We start from the raw sequence: 21,504 nt of genomic DNA on the forward strand, positions 1-21,504 counted from the left end.
AAATTTTAACTAACTGTGTTATACTGTCTGCTTCGTTTTCTTCACCGCGTCAGCAGCGAAGAACCGAACTATACGCCTCACAATAAAATCAGTCAACACCTTTCGCAAAATTATTTTCAGAAATTTAACCACCGCCCTGTTTTAATAGGGTTTTTATTTTATAAAAAACTTCAACAACCTTTCTACACTATCCATACATACAAAAGAACACAAAACAAAAGCCGTCTGAATTGCTCTTTCAGACGGCCTTTTGAGGTTTCTATATCTATATTCTTAGTCGGCGAACTGTTTTTTCATTCGTTCGCGTCGCTCTTGCGCTTCTACGGACAATGTCGCGGTCGGACGTGCCAGCAGGCGTTTGAGGCCGATGGGTTCGCCGGTATCGGCACAGAAACCGTAATCACCTTCATCAATGCTGCGGATAGTCGCTTGCACTTTATTAAGAAGTTTACGCTCGCGGTCACGGGTGCGCAGTTCTAAAGCGTATTCTTCTTCTTGAGTAGCTCGGTCGGCAGGATCGGGAGCGGATTCGTGCTCTTGAAGATGGCCGGTAGTGGTGTTTGCATTTTCAATCAGCTCTTCTTGCATTTTAACCAGTAGTTCGCGGAAGAAGGCCAATTGGTCGCTGTTCATGTAGTCCTCTTCAGGACCATCCCAGTTTAAAATATCTTGTTCTGTCAGCTTTGCCATGGTGTCTGCTTTCGGTTTGTTGTTAATGATTTGGATGCTACGGGTTTGCTTTTATTGGGTTTGCTTTTATTGGGTTTTCTTAAATTTCCGTTTTGGAAATTGGGCGAATCATATCATGTTTTACCTATTCATTTGTTCCTTATATTTCGATTTGCACTTTTTTGCACTACCTTACATCTAAATGTATTAAAGCGCTTTTTAGGACGTTGTATTTTTGGTCGTTAATACCTGCTGCGCTTTCAGACGGCCTATTGAAGCAACCATAGGTTGGTTTGCTGGATAAGTTGGGGAAACCATCTGGCCAACCACAACCATAATAAGAGTGCCAACAAACTGCCTGAAAAATCGTATCGTCCTGCGCGTAAGAAGGAAAACGGTTTGAGCAATGGCTGCAGGATTCGTTCGATGGCATAAGTCAACGGCGAATAGCGACCTTGTATGCTGGACACCATTCTAATAATCAGACCGATAAATAATGTATAGGCCGCGGCTTTCAGCATATGGAGTGCGGCAAACCAGAAGTTTGCCAAAATCAGCTTATTACTGATGGACAGCGCCGGCGAGATGAAAATAATGGCGGTACAGGCAAGGTAGTACACCAGAAAACCTGCGGGCAGGCAGTACCAATCGGTTTTCTCGCCGGATGGAAATGCTTTTTGCCAAGGTTTGGTCAGCCAGCCTGTTGCCTGTATGCTGAATTTGAGCAGGGGGTGTTCTGCTGCCAATCCTGCGTATCGGAGCAAAAAGCGCGTGATACACAGGATGGCAATAGCGTCTGCCAATAATAAGAGCAAGTCGCCACGCATGTTCAGACGGCCTTATACTGTTGCGCCATTTCTTGCGAACGTTTGACGCAGGCTTCCACGCCCTGTTCGATGGCTTCGGCAACGTGACGGGCTTTGAAGGTTTCGATGGCTTCGTGTGTCGTGCCGCCTTTGGAAGTTACGTTTTGCTGTAATTGTGCGAATGCTTCGCCGGTTTGTTCGGCCAAAGCCACTGCGCCTTTAAATGTGGCGAGGCTCAGTTCGCGTGCATCTTGTTCGTTGAAACCTTGTGCCAAAGCCGCATTTTGGAGCGCGCCCAACAGATAGAAAACATAGGCGGGGCCGCTGCCGCTGATGCCGGTAATATTGTGGAGTTGCTCTTCCTCGTTCAGCCAAATGGTCGTGCCGACAGAGCGCATGATGCCGTCGGCAGCTGTACGGTCGGCTTCTGAAACGCCTGCATCGGCAAACATACCGGATACGCCCAAGCCGATTTTGGCCGGCGTATTGGGCATGATGCGTACGATACGGCGTGTGCCGCCCAGATAATGGCTGAGGGTATCGATGGACAAACCTGCCGCTACAGACAACACCAGCGCGCCATTCAAACGGATGTTTTGACAGGCTACCTGCATGTCTTGCGGTTTGACAGCGAGGATGAGGACGTCGTCCGCACTCAATTCGGGCAGGTTTTCAGAAGTGGCTACGCCCAATTCTTGCACCAGTTGCGCACGTCTTTCGGCGCCGCGTTCGACAATGTGGACACGATAGCCGTCTTGTTTGACCAAACCGCCTGCAATGGCAGTCGCCATATTGCCACCGCCTAAAAAGTAGATGTTCATAAATTTCCTTAATTTTTTAAATGAGATACATTTGCTGAGGTCGTCTGAAATACCGTTTCCATCATACCGACAAAATTTCAGACGACCTTTTCACCAACGGACGCTTTCGGGCAGTGATGTTCGGTATAAACCCTGTTTTTCCAAACAATCCAATCCTTCTTTTTTAAAAGTTTCCGCTAAAGGGCGTTTATCGCGGGTTTGCCAAGCTAGCCCGCAAGCTTCAAACTTTTTGATTTTCCTACTGAAATAATCATTAGCTGCGGTACGATAAGCATTATCGTCAATAGAATAATTCCCGTCCGCCAAACGCTTCCCGCGGAAATCCTCAATAGAAGGCGGCGGTTCGCCTTTAATTTCCCAAAAATCTATTGCTGCCGGCTTTTTGGGTTTGCACCAGCCCGATAAGGATTCACATTGATACCAGCCCATCAACCGACAACCCGTTAAGGTCAAACCAAGCAAAACGACCGAGATAATCTGTTTCATTGGCTGCCTTCTCCTTTTTGTTTTTGTTCCCGTCTGCCGAAAATCGCGCTGCCGATGCGGACATGGGTTGCGCCGCATTCTACCGCGATTGGCATATCTCCGGACATACCCATAGACAAAACATCTGCTTCGACGCCTGCCGCATTCAACTCGGCCAACAACCGCTGCATGGTATGAAACTGACTGCGCAACTCATCGTCGCTGCTGTCGGCCTTGGCCACACACATCAATCCGCATACTTTAATATTCGGCAACTTGGCCACTTCAAGGGCCAGCGCAATCGCTTCTGCGGGCGCTACGCCGTGTTTCGCCTCTTCCGCGGCAATGTTCACTTCAATACACACCTGCAACGGCGGTATTTCAGACGGCCTTTGCTCACTCAAGCGCCGCGCCGTTTTCAGACGGCCTATCGTATGCACCCAATGTGCGCGTTCGGCCACAAATTTGGTTTTATTAGACTGCACATCGCCGATAACGTGCCAAACAATATCCGGCAAATCGGCCAGCGTTTCCGTTTTTTCAAACCATTCCTGAATATAGTTCTCGCCGAAATCGCGCTGACCGGCCGCATACACTTCGCGGATGTCGTCTGCCGGAAAGGTCTTGCTGACCGCTACCAGCTTTACCGCATCCGCAGGCCTCCCTGAAGCCTCAGCCGCCTGTTCAACCGCCCGGCATACGTCCTGATAGTTTTGTTGCAATACCGACATGGTTTTCTCCTTTAACCCGTTCATCACTCGGCATTTTGAAAATTTTACTTGGTCGAACGGATTTATCTATTTAAAATAAAGCGATTTTATTATTCTAAACCAAAACAAGGCCACATTATGCAGATTACCGACTTACTCGCGTTCGGCGTGAAAAACAAAGCCTCCGACCTCCATTTGAGTTCGGGCATTTCCCCTATGATACGCGTACACGGCGACATCCGCCGCATCAACCTGCCCGAGATGAGCTCGGAAGAAGTCGGTACCATGATTACCTCGGTCATGAACGACCACCAGCGCAAGCTCTATCAACAGGATTTTGAAGTCGATTTCTCATTTGAGCTGCCTAATGTTGCCCGTTTCCGCGTCAACGCCTTTATGACCGAACGCGGCCCGGCCGCCGTATTCCGTACCATTCCGAGCACCGTTCTGACGCTGGAAGAATTGCGTGCGCCGCGCATTTTCCAAAAAATTGCCGAAAATCCGCGCGGTTTGGTCTTGGTAACCGGCCCGACCGGTTCGGGTAAATCCACCACGCTGGCGGCAATGGTCAACTACATCAACGAAACCCAACCGGCCCACATTCTGACCATCGAAGACCCGATTGAGTTCGTCCACCAAAGCAAAAAGGCACTCATCAACCAGCGCGAGCTGCATCAGCACACCCACAGCTTTACCAACGCCCTGCGTTCCGCCCTGCGCGAAGACCCAGACGTGATTTTGATCGGTGAGATGCGCGACCCTGAAACCATCTCCCTCGCCCTGACCGCCGCCGAAACCGGCCACTTGGTTTTCGGCACGCTGCACACGACCGGCGCCGCCAAAACCATCGACCGTATTGTCGACGTATTCCCAGCTGGAGAAAAAGAAATCGTGCGCTCCATGTTGTCCGAATCCTTGCGCGCCATCATTTCCCAAACCCTGCTGAAAACCCGCGACGGCAACGGCCGCGTCGCCGCACACGAAATCCTGATTTCCACACCGGCCGTGCGCAACCTCATCCGCGAGAACAAAATCGCCCAAATCAACGCCGCCCTCCAAACCGGTCAGGCCCACGGTATGCAAACCCTCGATCAAGCCCTGCAAACCCTTGTCCGCCAAGGCACCATCAGCCCCGAGCTGGCACGCAGCAAGGCGCAAAACATCGAAAACCTCTCTGTTTTCTAAACCATACCCAGGCCGTCTGAACCCCATCATCCCGTTTTCAGACGGCCTTTCAGCCTGACCGAATACCCGTTTTAAAGAGAATCATCATGAGCGACCTCGCCCCTCTGCACGACCTGTTAAGCGAAATGGTGCAAGCCTACTCACAAAAAAACCAAGCACCGCACATCCCCACCCCGGCCGAAATCGGCACGCATCTTCACCCCCTGCTCGACCGCATGTGTGAAGAGGCCGAAAAACGCAACGCATCCGACATCTTCATCAGCGCAGGCTTTCCCCCTGCCATCAAAGTCGGCGGCACCCTCACGCCCATGCCCCACAAAGCACTGACCGGCGCGGACACCGCCGCCATCGCCGAGTCCACCATGAACCCCGACCAGCTCGAAGCCTTCAACCGCGACTGGGAAATCAACTATTCCGTCCAATCGCGTAGCAACACGCGCTACCGCGTCAACGCCTACCACGAGCAAGGCCGCGTCGGCATGGTATTGCGCCGCGTCAGCCAAGACATTCCCGAGATGAAAACCCTCGGTTTGCCCGAAAAGCTCCAAGAGCTTGCACTCGCGCCGCGCGGCCTGCTTATACTCGCCGGCCCGACTGGTTCGGGTAAGTCCACCACCATGGCCTCCATGCTCAACTACCGCAACCAAAAGCTGCCCGGCCATATCGTTACCATCGAAGACCCCATCGAGTTTATCTACAAACCTTGCCGCAGCATCTTCACCCAGCGCGAAATCGGCATCGATACCGACAACTGGAAAACCGCCGTTCAAAGCGCCATGCGTCAAGCGCCCGACGTCGTCTGTATCGGCGAAGTCCGCAGCGAAGAAAGCATGGAGTACGCCCTCCAACTGGCTCAAACCGGTCATCTGTGCGTTTTTACCATTCATGCCAGTACAGCCTCCCAAACCATCGAGCGCATCATCAATTTCTATCCGGAAGACCGCCGCCAACAGGTTTTGATGGATTTGGCGTTAAACCTCGTCGGCATCATCGGCCAACGCCTCACCATCAAGAAAAACCGCCAACGCACGGCCGTTACCGACCTCCTGCTCAACACTCCGGCCATGCAGGACTTGATTTTCAAAGGCGAATTACTGGAAATCCGCGACCTGATGGCACGCTCCGGCAGCAACGGCATGCAGACGTTCGACCAAAACCTCTTCAACCTCTACGCACAGGGCCAAATCGAACTCAGCGAAGCCCTGCGCCAAGCGGTATCCGCCAACGATTTGCGCCTGCGCATTCAAATGCACGACGAGGGCAACAATACCGAACGCCTCTACGACCGCATCAGCGACCTCAACCTGATGACCTAATGGCGCAAGCCAAACAAGGCCGTCTGAACGGATGTGGAAACGAAATCAAGTATTTTCCCGTATCCGTTCAGACGGCCTTATCTCATTTAAAGCATTCTGAAATCAACTGAAAATCCTGTTAAAATCCAATCATTCACCTCATAACGAATAATAAACAACACCATTATGAAAACTCCGCCGCTCAAACCTCTGATCATTGCCTCCCTGCCCGTCTTCGCCAGCGTGTTCATCGCCGCCACCCTCGTTTGGCACTTCGATACGCCCAAGCTCGTCATGCCCTTCGTACTCGGCATTATTGCCGGCGGTTTGGTCGATTTGGACAACCGCCTCACAGGCCGTCTGAAAAACATCGTCATCACCGTTGCCCTGTTTACCCTCTCCTCATTGCTTGCCCAAAGCACCATCGGCACAGGCGTCCCCTTCATCTTGGCCATGACCCTGATGACTTTCGGCTTCACCATCCTCGGCACCGTCGGCCTCAAATACCGCACCTTCGCTTTCGGTGCGCTCGCCGTCGCCACCTACACCACGCTGACCTACACACCCGAGACCTACTGGCTGATCAACCCCGTCATGATTCTGTTGGGCACGGTCCTATACAGCGTCAACACCCTAATCTTCCAAATCATCCTGCCCCACCGCCCCGTCCAAGAAACCGTTGCCAACGCCTACGACGCACTCAGCAACTACTTCGATGCCAAAGCCGACTTTTTCGACCCCGACGAAGCCGCATGGTTGGGCAACCGCCAAATCGACTTGGCCATGAGCAACACCGGCGTGATTACTGCCTTCAACCAATGCCGCGGCGCACTTTTCTACCGATTGCGCGGCCAACACCGCCATCCTCGTACCGCCAAAATGCTGCGCTACTACCTCTGCGCGCAAGACATGCACGAACGCATCAGCTCCGCCCACGTCGATTACAGCGAAATGGCCGAGCAGCTCAAAAACACCGACCTCATCTTCCGCATCCGCCGCCTGCTCGAAATGCAAGGCCAGGCGTGCCGCAACGTTGCCGCCTCCCTGCGCAACAACAAACCCTACGCATACAGCAAACGCCTCGGCCGCGCCATGGAAGGCTGCCGCCAATCCCTCAGCCATTTTGCCGAGACCCATGCCGACAATGCCAACCTCCACAATATCCGCCGCCTGCTCGACAACCTCAGCAGCGTCGATTACCAACTGCGGCAACTGCAAAACGATGCGTCCCTTGCCGAAAACGACAACGCCGACACCCGCATTGCCGCCCTTGAAAACACCAAGTTCCGCAATATCGGCGAAACCGTCCTCAGCCAGCTCAATTTCGAATCCGGCGTCTTCCGCCATGCCACCCGCCTCTCCATCGTCGTGGCCGCGGCCTGCATCATTGTCGAAATCCTCCATCTCAACCTCGGCTACTGGATTCTGCTGACCGCCCTTTTCGTCTGCCAGCCTAACTACACCGCCACCAAAAGCCGCGTGTACCAACGCATTGCCGGCACGATTCTCGGCGTGATTGTCGGTTCGCTCGTCCCCTACTTCACCCCGTCTGTTGAAACCAAGCTCTGGATTGTCATCGCCAGCACCACCCTGTTCTTCATGACCCGAAGCTACAAATACAGCTTCTCCACATTCTTCATCACCATCCAAGCCCTGACCAGCCTTTCGCTTGCCGGTTTGGACGTGTACCACGCCATGCCCATCCGCATCATCGACACCATCGTCGGTTCCGTTATCGCATGGGCCGCCGCCACCTACCTCTGGCCCGATTGGCGTTACCTCACCCTCAGCCACACCGCCGCCCAGACCATCACTGCCAACGGCCGCTATCTCGACGCCATCCTCGACCAGCTGCAAAACGGCAGCCGCGACGATGTCGACTACCGCCTTACCCGCCGCCAAGCCCACGAAAGCACCGCCGCCCTCAGCAGCACCTTATCCGACATGAGCAGCAACCCGAAAAAATACCAAGACCGCCTGCAAGACGGTTTTACCCTGCTCAAAACCAGCTATGCGCTGACCGGCCACATTTCCGCGCTCGGCGCATACCGCGACCAAGTTCATCACGACGGCAGCGATACCTTCGCCCCATATGCCCGCCTGACCCACCACATCGCCGAACTCCTCAAACAAATGCCGCAGACCGAACCGGCCACCTTCGATGCAAGCATTGAAGCCATCCGACAGGAGTTTGCCGATTTGGAACAGACCGACAAAGAGCAGTCCCAACAAAACCAAATCCTCAAACACCAGCTCGACCTCATCATCCGCCAGCTTGCACCGTGTTATCAGGCATTGCACAGACAGTCGGATACGCAAACCGCCTAAACCGATAACACATTTCAACAAAATAAAGGCCGTCTGAAACCCGATTTGGATTTCAGACGGCCTTTATTCAGCCATCGATATTAAAACCGATTATGCGCCGCGTTTTTCCAAAGCAGCAACGGCAGGCAACTCTTTGCCTTCCAAGAACTCAAGGAACGCGCCGCCGCCGGTAGAGATGTAGCTGATTTGATCGGTTACGCCGAATTTGGCAATCGCCGCCAAAGTGTCGCCGCCGCCGGCAATCGAGAACGCATCGCTTTGGGCAATCGCTTCGGCCAATACTTTGGTACCGCCGGCAAATTGGTCAAACTCAAACACGCCGACCGGGCCGTTCCATACAACCGTACCGGCAGCTTTGAGCAAATCGGCCAAAGCAGCGGCGGATTTAGGGCCGATGTCCAAAATCATGTCGTCTTCGGCAACGTCGGCAATGTCTTTCACCACTGCTTCCGCATCGGCGGCAAAGGCTTTAGCGACAACCACATCGGTCGGCAGCGGAACAGAACCGCCTTTGGCCGCCATTTTCGCCATGATTTTTTTGGATTCTTCCACCAAATCGTGTTCGGCCAAAGATTTGCCGATGGCTTTGCCTTCTGCCAGCAAGAATGTGTTGGCAATACCGCCGCCGACGATCAGTTGATCAACTTTGTCGGCCAAAGATTCGAGGATAGTCAGTTTGGTAGACACTTTGCTGCCGGCAACGATGGCAACCATCGGATGAGCCGGTTGTTTCAGGGCTTTGCCCAAAGCGTCGAGTTCACCCGCCATCAACACGCCGGCGCAGGCAACCGGTGCGGCTTGGGCAACGGCTTCAGTCGAAGCTTGGGCGCGGTGGGCGGTACCGAATGCGTCGTTGACGAACACGTCGCACAAAGAAGCGTAGGCTTTGCCCAGCTCCAAGTCGTTTTTCTTCTCGCCTTTGTTGATGCGCACGTTTTGCAACATCACGACATCACCGGCGTTCAAAGTCGGTTTGTTTTCACGCCAGTCGTTCAATACTTTCACGTCTTTGCCCAACAGTTTGCCCAAATGCGCGGCAACAGGCGCTACATCGTCTTCAGGATGGAATTCGCCTTCGGTCGGACGGCCGAGGTGGGTCATCACGATCACAGACGCGCCGTTGTCCAAGCAGTATTTGATGGATGCGAGCGAAGCGCGGATACGGGTGTCATCGCTGATGTTGCCGTCTTTAAACGGTACGTTCATATCGGCGCGGATCAGAACGGTTTTGCCTTGAACATTTTGTTCGGTCAGTTTCAAAAATGCCATGATGATTCCTTTGTGATGGTTGGAAACGGGAATGTTTGGGATTATCCGCGAATGAGGCGCGACGGTAAAGATTGGCAACGGCCGCGCTTGATGTGAATCAGCAGATAACGCCGCAGGCCGTCTGAAACATTCGGCCAATCTTTGCAGATTTCCGCTATACTTTAGCGATTGATTTTCATTTTACGGATTGAACCATGTTACGCCGAATTGCTTTAATGCTTGCCTTCGCGCTGCCTGCCGCTTCATGGGCGCAGACGCTTTCTGAAACCCTGCCCAACGGTCTGAAAATCATCGTCAAAGAAGACCACCGCGCGCCTGTGGCCGTTTCGCAGATTTGGTACAAAATCGGCAGCGTGGATGAAAAACCGGGCAAAAGCGGCCTGAGCCACGCTTTGGAACACATGATGTTTAAAGGCACGAAAGACGTTCCCTCCGGCGAGTTCAACCGCCGCGTGTCCGAGCTGGGCGGGCAAAACAACGCCTACACCAACCGCAATGAAACGGTGTATTACGAAAACGTCGCCGCCGCCAACCTGCCCGAGATTCTGAAGCTCGAAGCCGACCGCATGCACAACCTCAACTTCAGCGACAAAGAATTCCTCAACGAGATGAACGTCATCCGCGAAGAACGCCGCCAACGCACGGAAGACACGGCCGACGGCAAAATGTGGGAACAAGCCTATCTTGCCGCCTTTACCCAACCGTCTATGCGCGCCTCCGTCATCGGCTATATGAAAGATTTGCACACCCTCAAAGCCGACGACCTGCGCGCGTGGTACAAACAATATTACGCGCCCAACAATGCCGTATTAGTCATTGTCGGCGATGTCGATGCCAAACAAACGCTTCAGACAGCCGCCAAACTCTTCGGCGATATTCCGGCCAAAGCCCTGCCGCCGCGCAACAAACTCAATACCGAACCCTATTTGCGCAAACCTGTTACAGTCAAAGCCACTTCTTCGGTTACACACCAGCCGCTGATTGCCATCAACTTCCGTGTGCCGAAGCTCCAAAAACTCGATGACACGATGCCTTTCGCCCTCGACGTCCTCTCCGATATTTTGGCAGGCAACGCGTCCAGCCGTTTTGACAAAAACCTCGTGCGCGGCAAGCAAACCGCATTGAGCGCAGGAACGCATTACGACATCATCAGCCGCGAAATGCCGCTGTTCAGCGTAATAGCCATGCCTGCCGAAGGCGTTAAAGCCGATACTCTGATTACCCAATTGCGCCAAGAAATCAAAGACATTGCCGACAACGGCGTTTCAGAAGAAGAATTGCAGCGCGTCAAAACCCAGGCAGCGGTCAACGAAATCTACGCCAAAGACTCCATGTCTTCCCAAGCCTCCATGATGGGCCGCCTCGAAGCGCGCGGTTTCCAATATACCGACGAACAAGAAATCCACCGCCGCTTACAGGCAGTCAGTGCGCAAGAAGTACAGGCCGCCGCCCGAATGTTGACCGACGAGCGCATGAGTACCGTCATCATCGAGCCGCAAAAACCTGCCGCCGCGCCAAGCAAAAAAGCTGCCAAACGCCGATAAACATCAGGCCGTCTGAAAGCCCATACCCTTTCAGACGGCCTTAACAGAAAGCCACAACATGAAACCCACCCTGCTCGCCCTTGCCCTCCTCCTGCCCTTAAGCGTCCAAGCCGCCACCGACATCCAACGCTGGCGCAACCGCGACGGCACCCAAATCCTCCTTGTCGAACGCCACGAAAACCCCATCATCGACCTTGAAGTCAGCTTCAAGGGCGCAGGCAGCGTCGCCAATCCGGACGGCAAAAGCCAAGTTGCCGAATTTACCGCCGCCCTTCTGACCGACGGCACCCAAGAGCTGGACGAAGAAGCCTTTAATGCCGAAGCCGACAACATCGGCGCACAAATCAGCAGCGACAGCAATGCCGAAAGCGCGTCCGCAGGCTTCCGCAGCCTCAGCAAAGCCGACATCCGCGACAAAGCCGCCAACTTGCTCAACCACTCGCTAACCCGTCCACGCTTTGACGAAGCCGTTTTCCGCCGTCGTCAAATCCAATCCATTACCGGCTTGCAACAACAAGAAACCACCCCCGACTACACCGCCACGCGCGAACTGACCAAGCTCATCTATCCGAACCACCCCTACGGCAGTGGCGCAAACATAACCGTCGACAGCCTCAAACAAGTTAGTCTGGACGATATCCGCGCCTTCCACCGCACCCACTATGGCAAAGACAACGCCATCGTCGCCATCGTCGGCGACCTCAACCGCAAACAGGCAGAGCAACTGGTCGAACGCGTCCTCAAAGACCTGCCGGCCAAAGCCACCGCAACCCATGCCATCCCGCCCGTTCCCAAACAAACCGCCCAACGCCGCGACATCCCCTTTGCCGGCACACAGGCACAAGTCCTGCTCGGCACCTCCCTCTTCAAACGCCACGACCCCGACTACTACGCCCTCGTTGCCGGCAACTACATCCTCGGCGGCGGCGGTTTCGACAGCCGCCTCATGAAAGTTTTGCGCGACCAACACGGCTACACCTACGGCGTATACAGCAGCCTCGCCCCAGCGACAGAAGAAGGCACGTTTGCCGTTTCCTACTCCACCCAAAAGAAAAACACCAAAGCCTCACTGGCCGATACCCAAGCCGTCATCGAACAGTTTATCGCCGAAGGCCCGACCGAAGCCGAACTGAAACAGGCCAAAGCCAACATCGTCGGCAGCTTCCCCCTGCGCTACGACTCCAACGACAAACTGCTCAACTACCTGAGCCTGATCGGCCTCTACGACCTGCCCAACGACTACTTGGAAGCCTACCCTAAAGCCATCAACAGCCTGACCGTCGAACAAGTCCGCGACGCATGGCAACGCCGCGTTAAATTCAAAGACCTCAACACCGTCGTTGTCGGCGCAGAATAAAACGCTTTAAAACAACAGGCCGTCTGAAAGATTTTTCAGACGGCCTGTTGTTTGACAATTATTCAGATTACTTATGCACTATGATACAATTTCTTACTTTTTAACTATTAATCATAAAAGGGGTTTTCATGAAAGTATATAAGATATTTAAAGATTCAATAGGCCAATATGAAGCGGTCAAACAAGGCTGGTCTTGGCCTGCATTTTTCTTTGTAGGCATTTGGGCATGCGTGAAGAAAATGTGGGGGTTGGGTATCATCCTTATTATTCTATCTATAATTTTAAGTTTTTTTAATTTTGGAGCTGAAAAACTGGTAAGTATGGACCCCGCCTTCGCAATCTTTCTCCCCTTTCTATTTCTTATTGGTATTACCATTAGAATCCTAATGGGTGCATACGGCAACAAACTGCGTGAAAAAAATTTGATAAGCCGAGGCTATCAGTATCAAAAAAAAGATACTGAATTTATTATTGCTCAGAATCCTCAAATGGCCATTATTCAGTATATTTCCAAATACGAAAAATAAATCGGATTCTTAAAACATAGAGGCCGTCTGAAACCTGTTTCAAGGTTTCAGACGGCCTTTTTTAACCGGTTTATTGCTTATTCAACCGTTACTGATTTAGCCAAATTGCGCGGTTTGTCCACATCTGTACCGCGTGCGAGGGCGGCGTGGTAAGACAGGAGCTGCACGGGGATGGTGTGCACAATCGGCGAGAGTATGCCGACATGGCGTGGGGCGCGGATAACGTGCACGCCTTCGGTGGCGTTGAAGTTGCTGTCGAGGTCGGCGAAGACAAAGAGTTCGCCGCCGCGTGCGCCGACTTCCTGCATGTTGGCTTTTACTTTGTCCAACAGGCTGTCGTTCGGGGCAATCACGACAACAGGCATGTTCTCATCCACCAAGGCCAACGGGCCGTGTTTCAACTCACCCGCAGGATACGCTTCGGCGTGGATATAGGTAATCTCTTTCAGCTTCAATGCACCTTCAAGGGCGATTGGGAAGTGGATGCCGCGACCCAAGAAGAGTGCGCTGGTTTTCTTGGCAAATTTTTGCGCCCAAGCGGCGATTTGCGGCTCCAGATTGAGAGCGTGCTGAATGCTGCCCGGCAGTTGGCGCAATTCTTCAACGTATTCACGCGCTTGTTCGTCAGAAACCAGGCCGCGCTGTTTGCCCAAGGTAACGGCCAGGCCGAACAGGACAACCAGTTGGGTCGTGAACGCTTTGGTAGAAGCGACGCCGATTTCTGCGCCGGCGCGTGTGTACAGTACCAACTCGCTTTCACGCGGCAGGGCGGATTCCATCACGTTACAAATAGACAGGCTGTGTTTGTGTCCCAAGGATTGCGCGTATTTCAGGGCTTCCATGGTATCCAAGGTTTCGCCGGATTGGGAAATGGTGATGACCAGTTGTTTCGGATCGGCAATCACGTCGCGGTAGCGGTATTCGCTGGCGATTTCCACGTCGGTCGGCACTTTGGCGATGGATTCGAGCCAGTATTTGGCGGTCAGCGCGGCATAGTAGGACGTACCGCAGGCAAGGATTTTGATGCTGTGGATGTCGTCGAATACTTCGCGTGCATTCGCGCCGAAGTTTTCAGGTTCAAAACCGCCGTCCAAGAAGACTTCGGCAGTATCGGCGATGGCGCGGGGTTGTTCGTGGATTTCTTTTTGCATGAAGTGGCTGTATGGGCCCAATTCCAAAGAAGCCAAAGACAATTCGGACATTTTAATCGCGCGTTCGGTTTGCGCACCGGTTTTGTCGAGCAGTTTTTCGATGCCGTTTGCGTTCAGCAGGGCGATGTCGCCGTCTTCCAAATAAGCGATGCGGCGGGTAAAGGCGATCACGGCGGATACGTCGGAAGCGATAAAGGTTTCTTGGTCGCCCAAGGCCACCAACAGCGGGCAGCCCATGCGCGCAACAACCATTTGTTCAGGGTTGTCTTGTGCGATAACGGCAATGGCGTATGCGCCGTGGAAACGGGCAGTCGCGGCTTGGACGGCTTCAAACAGTTTGCCGCCATTTTGTGTGTATTCGTGGTTGACGCTGTGGGCGATGACTTCGGTATCGGTTTGCGATTCGAAGGTGTAACCCAAGGCTTTGAGGCGTTCGCGTTCGGCTTCGAAGTTTTCGATGATGCCGTTGTGGACAACCGCGATCATGCCGCCGGAAATGTGAGGGTGGGCGTTAGGCTCGGTTACGCCGCCGTGGGTTGCCCAACGGGTATGGCCGATGCCGATATGGCCGAACACGCCATTTTCGCGTGCTGCATCTTCCATCAGCTGCACACGGCCGACACGGCGGACGCGTTTGATTTTGCCGTCCATGTTGACGGCGATACCCGACGAATCGTAGCCTCGGTATTCAAGGCGTTTGAGACCATCGGTCAGAAAATCGACTACATTGTGATTGGCGCGAATAGCACCTACGATACCGCACATATAAGTTCCTTAGTATCAAAAGTTTGAAAAAATGACTGCTGCTCCGGCTCCCGAAAGCGGCAGTCGGAAAACGCCGTTTTATATTCATTGAAACGGCAAATCTGGGTTTCAGACGGCCTGTTGTTTCTCAAGGCCGTCTGAAAACAAATAAAAGACCAGCCTTACTTCTTATCGCCTTTTTCCGGACGCACCCAGCCTTCGATGACGGTTTGGCGCGAACGGGCGAGGACGAGTTTGCCGTCTTCGCAGTTGCGGGTAATCGCACTGCCCGCGCCTGTCGTCACTTTGTTGCCGAGGGTAACGGGGGCAACCAGTACGCAGTTTGAACCGATGCGTACTTCGTCACCGATGACGGTTTTGTGTTTGTTCACGCCGTCGTAGTTGGCAATAATCGTGCCGGCGCCGAAGTTGGTTTTGCTGCCGATCTCGGCATCACCGATGTAGGTGAGGTGGTTGGCTTTGGTGCCGTTGCCGATGGTGGCGTTTTTGACTTCGACGAAGTTGCCGATGTGTACGTCGTCGGCCAGTTTGGCTTGCGGACGCAAACGAGCGTATGGGCCGATTTGGTTGTTTTCGCCGACTTCGCAACCTTCAAAATGGGAGAATGGGGCGATTTTGGTGTTGGCACCGATTTTGGCGTTTTTGATCACGCAGTTGGCACCGATTTCGACGTTGTCGCCGAGTTCGACTTCGCCTTCGATGACGACGTTGACGTCAATCACGACATCTTGTCCGTATTTCAGACGGCCGCGTAAATCGAAACGCGCCGGATCGCGCAGGGTCACGCCTGCTTTGAGCAGTTCTTGCGCCTGCTCGGTTTGGAAAATACGCTCGAGTTCGGCCAGTTGGAGTTTGTTGTTCACGCCTGCGGCCAGATGGGAGGCGCGGACTTGGACGGGATGAACTTTGATACCGTCGGCAACGGCTTTGGCGATGAGGTCGGTCAGATAGTATTCGCCTTGGGCATTGTTGCTGGAAAGGCTGTTCAACCAAGCTTCGAGTTTGGCGTTGGGCAGAACCAAAATGCCGGTGTTGATTTCTTTCACGGCTTTTTGGGCGGCATCGGCGTCTTTTTCTTCGACAATGGCGGTTACGCTGCCGTTGCTGTCGCGGATGATGCGGCCCAAACCTGTCGGGTCGTTGGGCACGTCGGTCAGCAGGCCGACTTCGTCGCCTGCGGCTTCGAGCAGGGTTTCGAGGGTGGCTGCGTCAATCAGGGGGACGTCGCCGTACAACACCAGCGTGCGGCCTTCGGCAGACAGGTGCGGCAGGGCGGTTTTGACGGCGTGGCCGGTACCGAGCTGTTCGGTTTGCTCAACCCAAACGACATCGCGTTTGACGGTGTCCAAGACTTGCTCTTTGCCGTGGCCGATGACGACGCAGATGTTTTGCGGATTCAGGGAGGCGGCGGTGTCGATAACGCGCTCAACCATGGGAAGGCCGCCGATGCGGTGCAGCACTTTGGGTATTTTGGAGTACATGCGCGTGCCTTTGCCGGCGGCGAGGATGACGATATTTAAAGCTGTCTGAGCCATGATACGGTTTCCGTTGTCGTTGTTTGAGGCCGTCTGAAAAGTGGGGCAACAAGTGTTGATTGTTTTTCACTCCGTTTCAGACGGCCTTGGGGATATTGTTATTCGGTTGCTGGCTGTTGGTTGGCAAATTGCGGTTTTTGCCAGTGCTGGCCGCGTTCGCCGTGTTCAGCGTGATCCGCTTGATGGGATTGGACGGCGCGGCGCTCTGGGCGGAACTGGTTGTAATTCATGTTTTTAGAATAAGTACCGTCCTGATAAACGATAGGCGTGCCGTTAGCATATTTTTGGCGTACGGCGGTACGGCCGGATTCGTTGGTGTAGGTTTCCCAAGAGCAACCGGCCAAAACGGCGGCGGCGGTCAGAATTAAAGCGAGTTTATGCATGATGTTGTCCTTGTTTTTAAATGTCGGCAATACCGTGTATTGTACTTGTTTTTGCAAAACTTCACGGCAGTTTTGTGCAAACTTCAAGCAAACCCTGCATATCTTTCGCTATGCCGTCGGCAAATGGCAGCGGATGGGCCTTTTCGCCGTACCAAACGGTCTTCATGCCCAAGGCTTTGGCTTGGTGCAGATTGTCGGCGCTGTCGTCCACCATAATGCACTGTTCGGGTTTGACGCCCAACAGGCGGCAGACGTTGAGATAGGCCTGCGGATTAGGTTTGTAGAGCAGGCCGAAGTCGTCCGTGCCGAACAAGCCGTCAAAATGCGCTTCCAAGCCCAACGTTTCAACCAATGCGCGGACATAAAACGAAGGCCCATTGGAAAATACGGCTTTTCGCCCTTTCAGACGGCCTAAAACATTATCAGTTCCATCCATACCCTCCACCTTTACCAAAATTTGCTTAAGTGGATGACTTTCAAGCAAAAATTCATCGATATCAACTTCGGGATGGTGGATTTGCAAACCAGCAAGCGTCGCGCCGTATCGGTGCCAATAATCTTGGCGCAGTTGGGAGGCGGCTTCTTCGGAAAGCTTCAGACGGCCTGCCATGTATTCGGTCATGGCGCGGTTGATGATGTAGAAAATGCCGGCTTCGGCATTGTGCAAAGTATTGTCGAGGTCAAACAGCCAAACGGGGGAATGATTCATATCGTGCCTTGATATGCAGATTTTGTTATGATATTTCGTATTTTACCCGCACAAAGGAAAGAGAATGAAACTGAAATTGTCCGCAGTGGCTCTATTACTGGCCTCGGCAAACCTGTACGCCCAAACCGAAGTACGTCTGGCCGTGCACAAATCCTTCAGCCTGCCCCAATCCGTCATCGCGCAATTTGAAAAAGCCAACGATGCCAAAGTGTCCGTCATCAAGGCAGGCAGCGGCAACGAAATGCTCAACAAGCTGATTTTGAGCAAAGCCAACCCGATTGCCGATGCAGTTTACGGTTTGGACAACGCCAACATCGGCAAAGCCAAAGCCGCCGGCGTCCTCGCCGCCAGCCAACCCAAATCCGCACCCGTAACCGCCTCCCTGCCCGATGCGCTGGCCGTCGATTACGCCTATGTCGCCATCAACTACGACAAAAAATGGTTTGAACAGAAAAAACTGCCCCTGCCGCAAACCCTGCAAGATTTGACCAAACCGGAATATAAAAACCTTCTGGTGACCCCGTCTCCCGCCACATCCTCGCCCGGCCTCTCCTTCCTCTTGGCCAACATCGGCGGCATGGGTGAAGAAGGCGCGTTCAAATGGTGGGCGCAAATGCGCCAAAACGGCGTGAAAGTCGCCAAAGGCTGGAGCGAAGCCTACTACACCGACTTCACCCAAAACGGCGGCGCCTATCCTCTCGTGGTCAGCTATGCCACCAGCCCGGCGGCCGAAGTCCACTACTCCAAAGGCAAATACAGCACCCCGCCCACCGGCAACCTCTTCCTCAAAGGCGGCACATTCCGCCAAGTTGAAGGCGCGGCCGTTTTAAAAGGTGCGAAACAACCCGAGCTGGCGGCCAAACTGGTGAGCTGGCTGCAAAGCGGAGAAGTGCAAAAAGCCCTGCCTGCCGAAATGTGGGTCTATCCGGCAGTCAAAAACACACCGCTGCCCAAAGTATTCGAGTTTGCCCAAACCCCGAAACACAGCGATTCCCCCAACCGTGCCGACATCAACACCAAACAAAAACAATGGGTGAGCCGTTGGAGCAAAACCGTTTTACGTTAAACCGAAAAACTTAAAAACACATCAAGGCCGTCTGAAAAAACAAATCATTAGTTTTTCAGACGGCCTTGTTTTACAATGACCTTTTAAACAACTTCACACGCACACACAATTATGAATTTCGATCTTCAAGTCCTCTCTTCGTTCTCCGGCTGGGAACAACTCGCCCAAACCGGCATGTCTTTCGGTACCAACCTGCTGGCCGCCTTAGCCATCTTCTTTATCGGCCGCTGGGTCGCCACGCGCGTGGTGACACTGATGAAAGCTGCGCTGATACGCGCCAAAGTCGATAAAACGCTGGTCAGCTTCCTCGGCAACGTCGCCAACATCGGCCTGCTGATCCTCATCATCATCGCCGCACTGGGCAAACTCGGCATCCCGACCACTTCCGTTACCGCCTTGATCGGTGGCGCAGGCTTGGCCGTGGCTTTGTCTTTGAAAGACCAACTGTCCAACTTCGCCGCCGGCGCACTGATTATCCTGTTCCGCCCATTTAAAGTCGGCGACTTTATCCGCGTCAACGGTTTTGAAGGTATCGTCCGCGAAATCAAAATGGTGCAGACCTCTTTGAGCACGCCGGACAACGAAGAAGTCGTCCTGCCCAACAGCGTGGTCATGACCAACAGCATCACCAACCGCTCTTCCCTGCCCCTGTGCCGCGCCCAAGTCGTTGTCGGCGTCGACTACGCCTGCGACTTGAAAGCCGCCAAAGCCGCCGTATTGAGAGCGGCAACCGAGCATCCATTATGTGTTCAAACCGAAGAACGACCTGCCGTCGTATACATTACCAACCTTGGCGACAGCGCCATCGAAATTACCCTTTGGGCGTGGACGCAAGAAGAAAATCTCGGCCCGTTCCGATTCGCTCTGAACGAGCAAGTAGTTGAAAACCTGCGCGAAGCCAACATCAACATCCCATTCCCACAATGTGATGTCCACCTCATTCAGCCGAAAGACTGATTTCAGCTTTCAGGCCGTCTGAAACCCGGCAGGTCAAACGCCCGCCCCATTCCACCCTTTTCTATAAGGAGCCGCCATGTCCCATCTGCAAACCATCGCCGAACACCTGACCAGCCGCCGCCAAACCGTTACCTGCGCCGAGTCCTGCACCGGCGGCCTGCTTGCAGGTGCGCTGACCTCCCTCTCCGGCAGCTCGCAATGGTTTCACCAAAGCTTCGTCACATACAGCAACCAAGCCAAGCAGGAGCGTCTCGGTGTCATGCCCGATACCTTGCTGAAACACGGTGCGGTCAGCCGCGAGACCGTCTATGAAATGGCACGCGGCGCAAAGGCCGTGGCGCAGGCAGATTATGCCTTGAGTATTTCCGGCATCGCCGGCCCCGGCGGCGGCAGCGCGGCCAAACCGGTCGGCACAGTCTGGTTCGGCCTGGCCACGCCCGAAGGTTCGTTTGAACAAACCGCGCTTTTCACAGGCGACCGCGAAGCAGTAAGGGCGCAAGCCGTCGAATACGCATTGGCTTTCTTGGCGGAACATTTGGTTTAATAGAAAAAACACAGGCCGTCTGAAATCTGGAAATCAGGTTTCAGACGGCCTTTTTATCTATTCAAACCATCGGCGGATTTATACGCCCAAAAGCTCTTTGCCGAGGAAGCTGCCTTTTTCGACACCCGGCAGGACGAAGAAATAGCCGCCGCCAAACGGGCTGATGTATTCCTCCAGCGGCTCGCCGTTGAGCAGGTTTTGCACGAAGATGAAGCCGTCGGCAAGGTTGGCCTGATAGCAGATGAACACCAAGCCGACATCAAGTTGGCCGTTGGCGGCTAGGCCGCGCGAGTAGTTGAAGGCGCGGCGGTAGAGCAGGTGTTTTTTCATGAACTCAGGATCGCGCGGATTGGCAAGGCGCATATGGCTGTCTTTGGGCGTGATTTTGCCGTCGGCGTCTTTGGCGAAATCGGCGGTGTCGCCTTCTTTTTTACCGTCCATGGGCGCACCGCTGTATTTGCGCCGGCCGAAAATATCGGTTTGTTCCTGCATCGGGGTGCGGTCCCAAAATTCGACAAAGTGGCGGATGAGGCGGACGGCCTGATAGCTGCCGTTTTTCGCCCATGCCGGTTCGTCCAAGCTGTTGGCGGCAACGCCCGTCCACAGAACTTGATCGGCGACTTTGGGATCTTCGACTTTGGGATTGCCTGAGCCGTCGCGGAAACCTAAAAGGTTGCGCGCGGCAATGGCGCCGGGTTCGGCTTTAGGGAGCCAACCGTCTATGCTCCAGCGGATGACGGCAAACTGGGCGGTGTTTTTGATGATGTCGCGCAGGGCGGCTTGGCAGGTTTCGGGGGAGAATGCGCAAATTTGCAGGCTGAGGTCGCCGTCGCACCAAGATTTTTGGAGTTTGTCGTTGGGGAAGTCGCGCATTTCCTGCAGGTGTTTCGGCTTTTTGTCTTTGAGGCCGAAACGGTCGTCAAAGAGGCTGCTGCCGACGCCGACGGTAACTGTCAGCCCGTCGGGGCGGAATTGTTTGCCGAGGATGCCGCTGCCTGCTGGCGGGAGCTTGTCATCGCCGTCTTGGTATTCGCCACCTTGGGTGAGAAATTCGATGCGGGCGGTCAGGGCGCGGAACAGGTTTTCAAGTTGTTTGGCGTCTTTGGCGGTAACGTCAAAGGCACACATGATGCCGAAGAGCTGGTGTGGCGTGACGATGCCTGCCTGATGCTCGCCATAGCACGGATAGGCCAGCTCGGAATGTTGGTTGTTTTGGGTTTCGGCGGCGGCTTCGCCTTGTTTTTTGCCGGCAAAATAACCGGCAACGCCGATGGCGCCGGCGGCAAGGGCAGTTTTGAAAAGGGTTCGTTTTTCGGGTTGTGCCGGTTGTTTGTTTTGGCTCATGGTCTGCTCCTTGGCAGGGAACGGAAAGATTGCAATCGTGTGAAGTAAGGTCGGTTTTCAAGCATATTTGTGTG

Annotated in this window: 20 protein-coding genes; 9 read left to right on the forward strand and 11 right to left on the reverse strand. The window is 53.8% G+C overall.

The features are described 5' to 3' along the window. Positions 1–273 precede the first annotated feature (273 nt). From dksA to ACTHRE_RS07190, 5 genes are all read right to left on the reverse strand, one after another. Positions 274–690, reverse strand: coding sequence for an RNA polymerase-binding protein DksA (dksA, locus tag ACTHRE_RS07170; protein ID WP_049344904.1), 417 nt, complete (start codon positions 688–690; stop codon positions 274–276). Positions 691–938: 248 nt separating this feature from the next. Continuing rightward, complete coding sequence (locus ACTHRE_RS07175; RefSeq protein ID WP_440344949.1) at positions 939–1,496, reverse strand: YggT family protein; 558 nt, start codon at positions 1,494–1,496, stop codon at positions 939–941. Between the two features lie 2 nt (positions 1,497–1,498). Continuing rightward, positions 1,499–2,296, reverse strand: coding sequence for a pyrroline-5-carboxylate reductase (gene proC / locus ACTHRE_RS07180; RefSeq protein WP_440344948.1), 798 nt, complete (start codon positions 2,294–2,296; stop codon positions 1,499–1,501). A 90-nt stretch (positions 2,297–2,386) separates the two neighbouring features. After that, positions 2,387–2,782: an RNA-binding protein gene (locus ACTHRE_RS07185; RefSeq protein WP_070461559.1), complete on the reverse strand. Its 396-nt coding sequence runs from the start codon at positions 2,780–2,782 to the stop codon at positions 2,387–2,389. Beyond that, positions 2,779–3,492, reverse strand: a complete 714-nt coding sequence (locus ACTHRE_RS07190) for a YggS family pyridoxal phosphate-dependent enzyme (RefSeq protein WP_070461558.1) — start codon at positions 3,490–3,492, stop codon at positions 2,779–2,781. Before ACTHRE_RS07190 ends, ACTHRE_RS07185 begins: the two co-directional genes overlap by 4 nt. 117 nt (positions 3,493–3,609) lie before the next feature. Here ACTHRE_RS07190 and ACTHRE_RS07195 point away from each other — a divergent pair, with 117 nt between their 5' ends. From ACTHRE_RS07195 to yccS, 3 genes are all read left to right on the forward strand, one after another. Next, the gene (locus ACTHRE_RS07195; protein WP_004519239.1) at positions 3,610–4,656 is read left to right on the forward strand and encodes a type IV pilus twitching motility protein PilT; all 1,047 of its coding nucleotides are present in this window, start codon (positions 3,610–3,612) and stop codon (positions 4,654–4,656) included. Between the two features lie 86 nt (positions 4,657–4,742). Further along, positions 4,743–5,972, forward strand: a complete 1,230-nt coding sequence (locus tag ACTHRE_RS07200; protein ID WP_049333157.1) for a PilT/PilU family type 4a pilus ATPase — start codon at positions 4,743–4,745, stop codon at positions 5,970–5,972. A gap of 165 nt (positions 5,973–6,137) precedes the next feature. Then, entirely contained in the window at positions 6,138–8,279 is a 2,142-nt protein-coding gene (gene yccS, locus ACTHRE_RS07205; protein ID WP_440344947.1) for a YccS family putative transporter, read from the forward strand. A 90-nt stretch (positions 8,280–8,369) separates the two neighbouring features. Here the strand turns inward: yccS and ACTHRE_RS07210 are convergent, their stop codons facing one another. After that, a complete protein-coding gene (locus tag ACTHRE_RS07210) occupies positions 8,370–9,548 on the reverse strand; it encodes a phosphoglycerate kinase (RefSeq protein ID WP_004519232.1) in 1,179 nt (392 codons plus the stop codon). A 194-nt stretch (positions 9,549–9,742) separates the two neighbouring features. On the opposite strand from ACTHRE_RS07210, the gene ACTHRE_RS07215 reads away from it, so the two are divergent. From ACTHRE_RS07215 to ACTHRE_RS07225, 3 genes are all read left to right on the forward strand, one after another. Next, complete coding sequence (locus ACTHRE_RS07215; protein ID WP_440344946.1) at positions 9,743–11,092, forward strand: M16 family metallopeptidase; 1,350 nt, start codon at positions 9,743–9,745, stop codon at positions 11,090–11,092. A 58-nt stretch (positions 11,093–11,150) separates the two neighbouring features. Beyond that, entirely contained in the window at positions 11,151–12,449 is a 1,299-nt protein-coding gene (locus ACTHRE_RS07220; RefSeq protein WP_440344945.1) for a M16 family metallopeptidase, read from the forward strand. A 128-nt stretch (positions 12,450–12,577) separates the two neighbouring features. Beyond that, on the forward strand, positions 12,578–12,976 hold the full coding sequence (locus ACTHRE_RS07225; RefSeq protein ID WP_293202409.1) for a DUF2628 domain-containing protein: 399 nt from the start codon (positions 12,578–12,580) through the stop codon (positions 12,974–12,976). A gap of 77 nt (positions 12,977–13,053) precedes the next feature. Here the strand turns inward: ACTHRE_RS07225 and glmS are convergent, their stop codons facing one another. The 4 genes from glmS to ACTHRE_RS07245 form a co-directional block, all read right to left on the reverse strand. Further along, on the reverse strand, positions 13,054–14,892 hold the full coding sequence (glmS, locus tag ACTHRE_RS07230; RefSeq protein ID WP_440344944.1) for a glutamine--fructose-6-phosphate transaminase (isomerizing): 1,839 nt from the start codon (positions 14,890–14,892) through the stop codon (positions 13,054–13,056). Positions 14,893–15,053: 161 nt separating this feature from the next. Then, on the reverse strand, positions 15,054–16,427 hold the full coding sequence (gene glmU, locus ACTHRE_RS07235; protein ID WP_440344943.1) for a bifunctional UDP-N-acetylglucosamine diphosphorylase/glucosamine-1-phosphate N-acetyltransferase GlmU: 1,374 nt from the start codon (positions 16,425–16,427) through the stop codon (positions 15,054–15,056). Positions 16,428–16,525: 98 nt separating this feature from the next. Next, positions 16,526–16,810, reverse strand: a complete 285-nt coding sequence (locus tag ACTHRE_RS07240; protein WP_107868174.1) for a hypothetical protein — start codon at positions 16,808–16,810, stop codon at positions 16,526–16,528. Between the two features lie 61 nt (positions 16,811–16,871). Further along, positions 16,872–17,519 (reverse strand): pyrimidine 5'-nucleotidase, encoded by a 648-nt coding sequence (locus ACTHRE_RS07245; RefSeq protein WP_070646408.1) that lies wholly within the window; start codon positions 17,517–17,519, stop codon positions 16,872–16,874. A 64-nt stretch (positions 17,520–17,583) separates the two neighbouring features. On the opposite strand from ACTHRE_RS07245, the gene ACTHRE_RS07250 reads away from it, so the two are divergent. From ACTHRE_RS07250 to ACTHRE_RS07260, 3 genes are all read left to right on the forward strand, one after another. Continuing rightward, positions 17,584–18,585, forward strand: coding sequence for a thiamine ABC transporter substrate-binding protein (locus ACTHRE_RS07250; protein ID WP_070646410.1), 1,002 nt, complete (start codon positions 17,584–17,586; stop codon positions 18,583–18,585). A 111-nt stretch (positions 18,586–18,696) separates the two neighbouring features. Continuing rightward, positions 18,697–19,542, forward strand: coding sequence for a mechanosensitive ion channel family protein (locus ACTHRE_RS07255; RefSeq protein ID WP_070646412.1), 846 nt, complete (start codon positions 18,697–18,699; stop codon positions 19,540–19,542). Positions 19,543–19,618: 76 nt separating this feature from the next. Next, complete coding sequence (locus ACTHRE_RS07260) at positions 19,619–20,086, forward strand: CinA family protein (RefSeq protein ID WP_070646414.1); 468 nt, start codon at positions 19,619–19,621, stop codon at positions 20,084–20,086. 78 nt (positions 20,087–20,164) lie between these two features. Here ACTHRE_RS07260 and efeB read toward each other — a convergent pair whose 3' ends face one another. Next, on the reverse strand, positions 20,165–21,430 hold the full coding sequence (gene efeB / locus ACTHRE_RS07265; protein ID WP_107848557.1) for an iron uptake transporter deferrochelatase/peroxidase subunit: 1,266 nt from the start codon (positions 21,428–21,430) through the stop codon (positions 20,165–20,167). Positions 21,431–21,504: the final 74 nt, after the last annotated feature.

The organism is Neisseria sp. P0001.S007, assembly GCF_051963655.1.
GTDB classification, from domain to species: Bacteria; Pseudomonadota; Gammaproteobacteria; order Burkholderiales; family Neisseriaceae; genus Neisseria; species Neisseria subflava_A.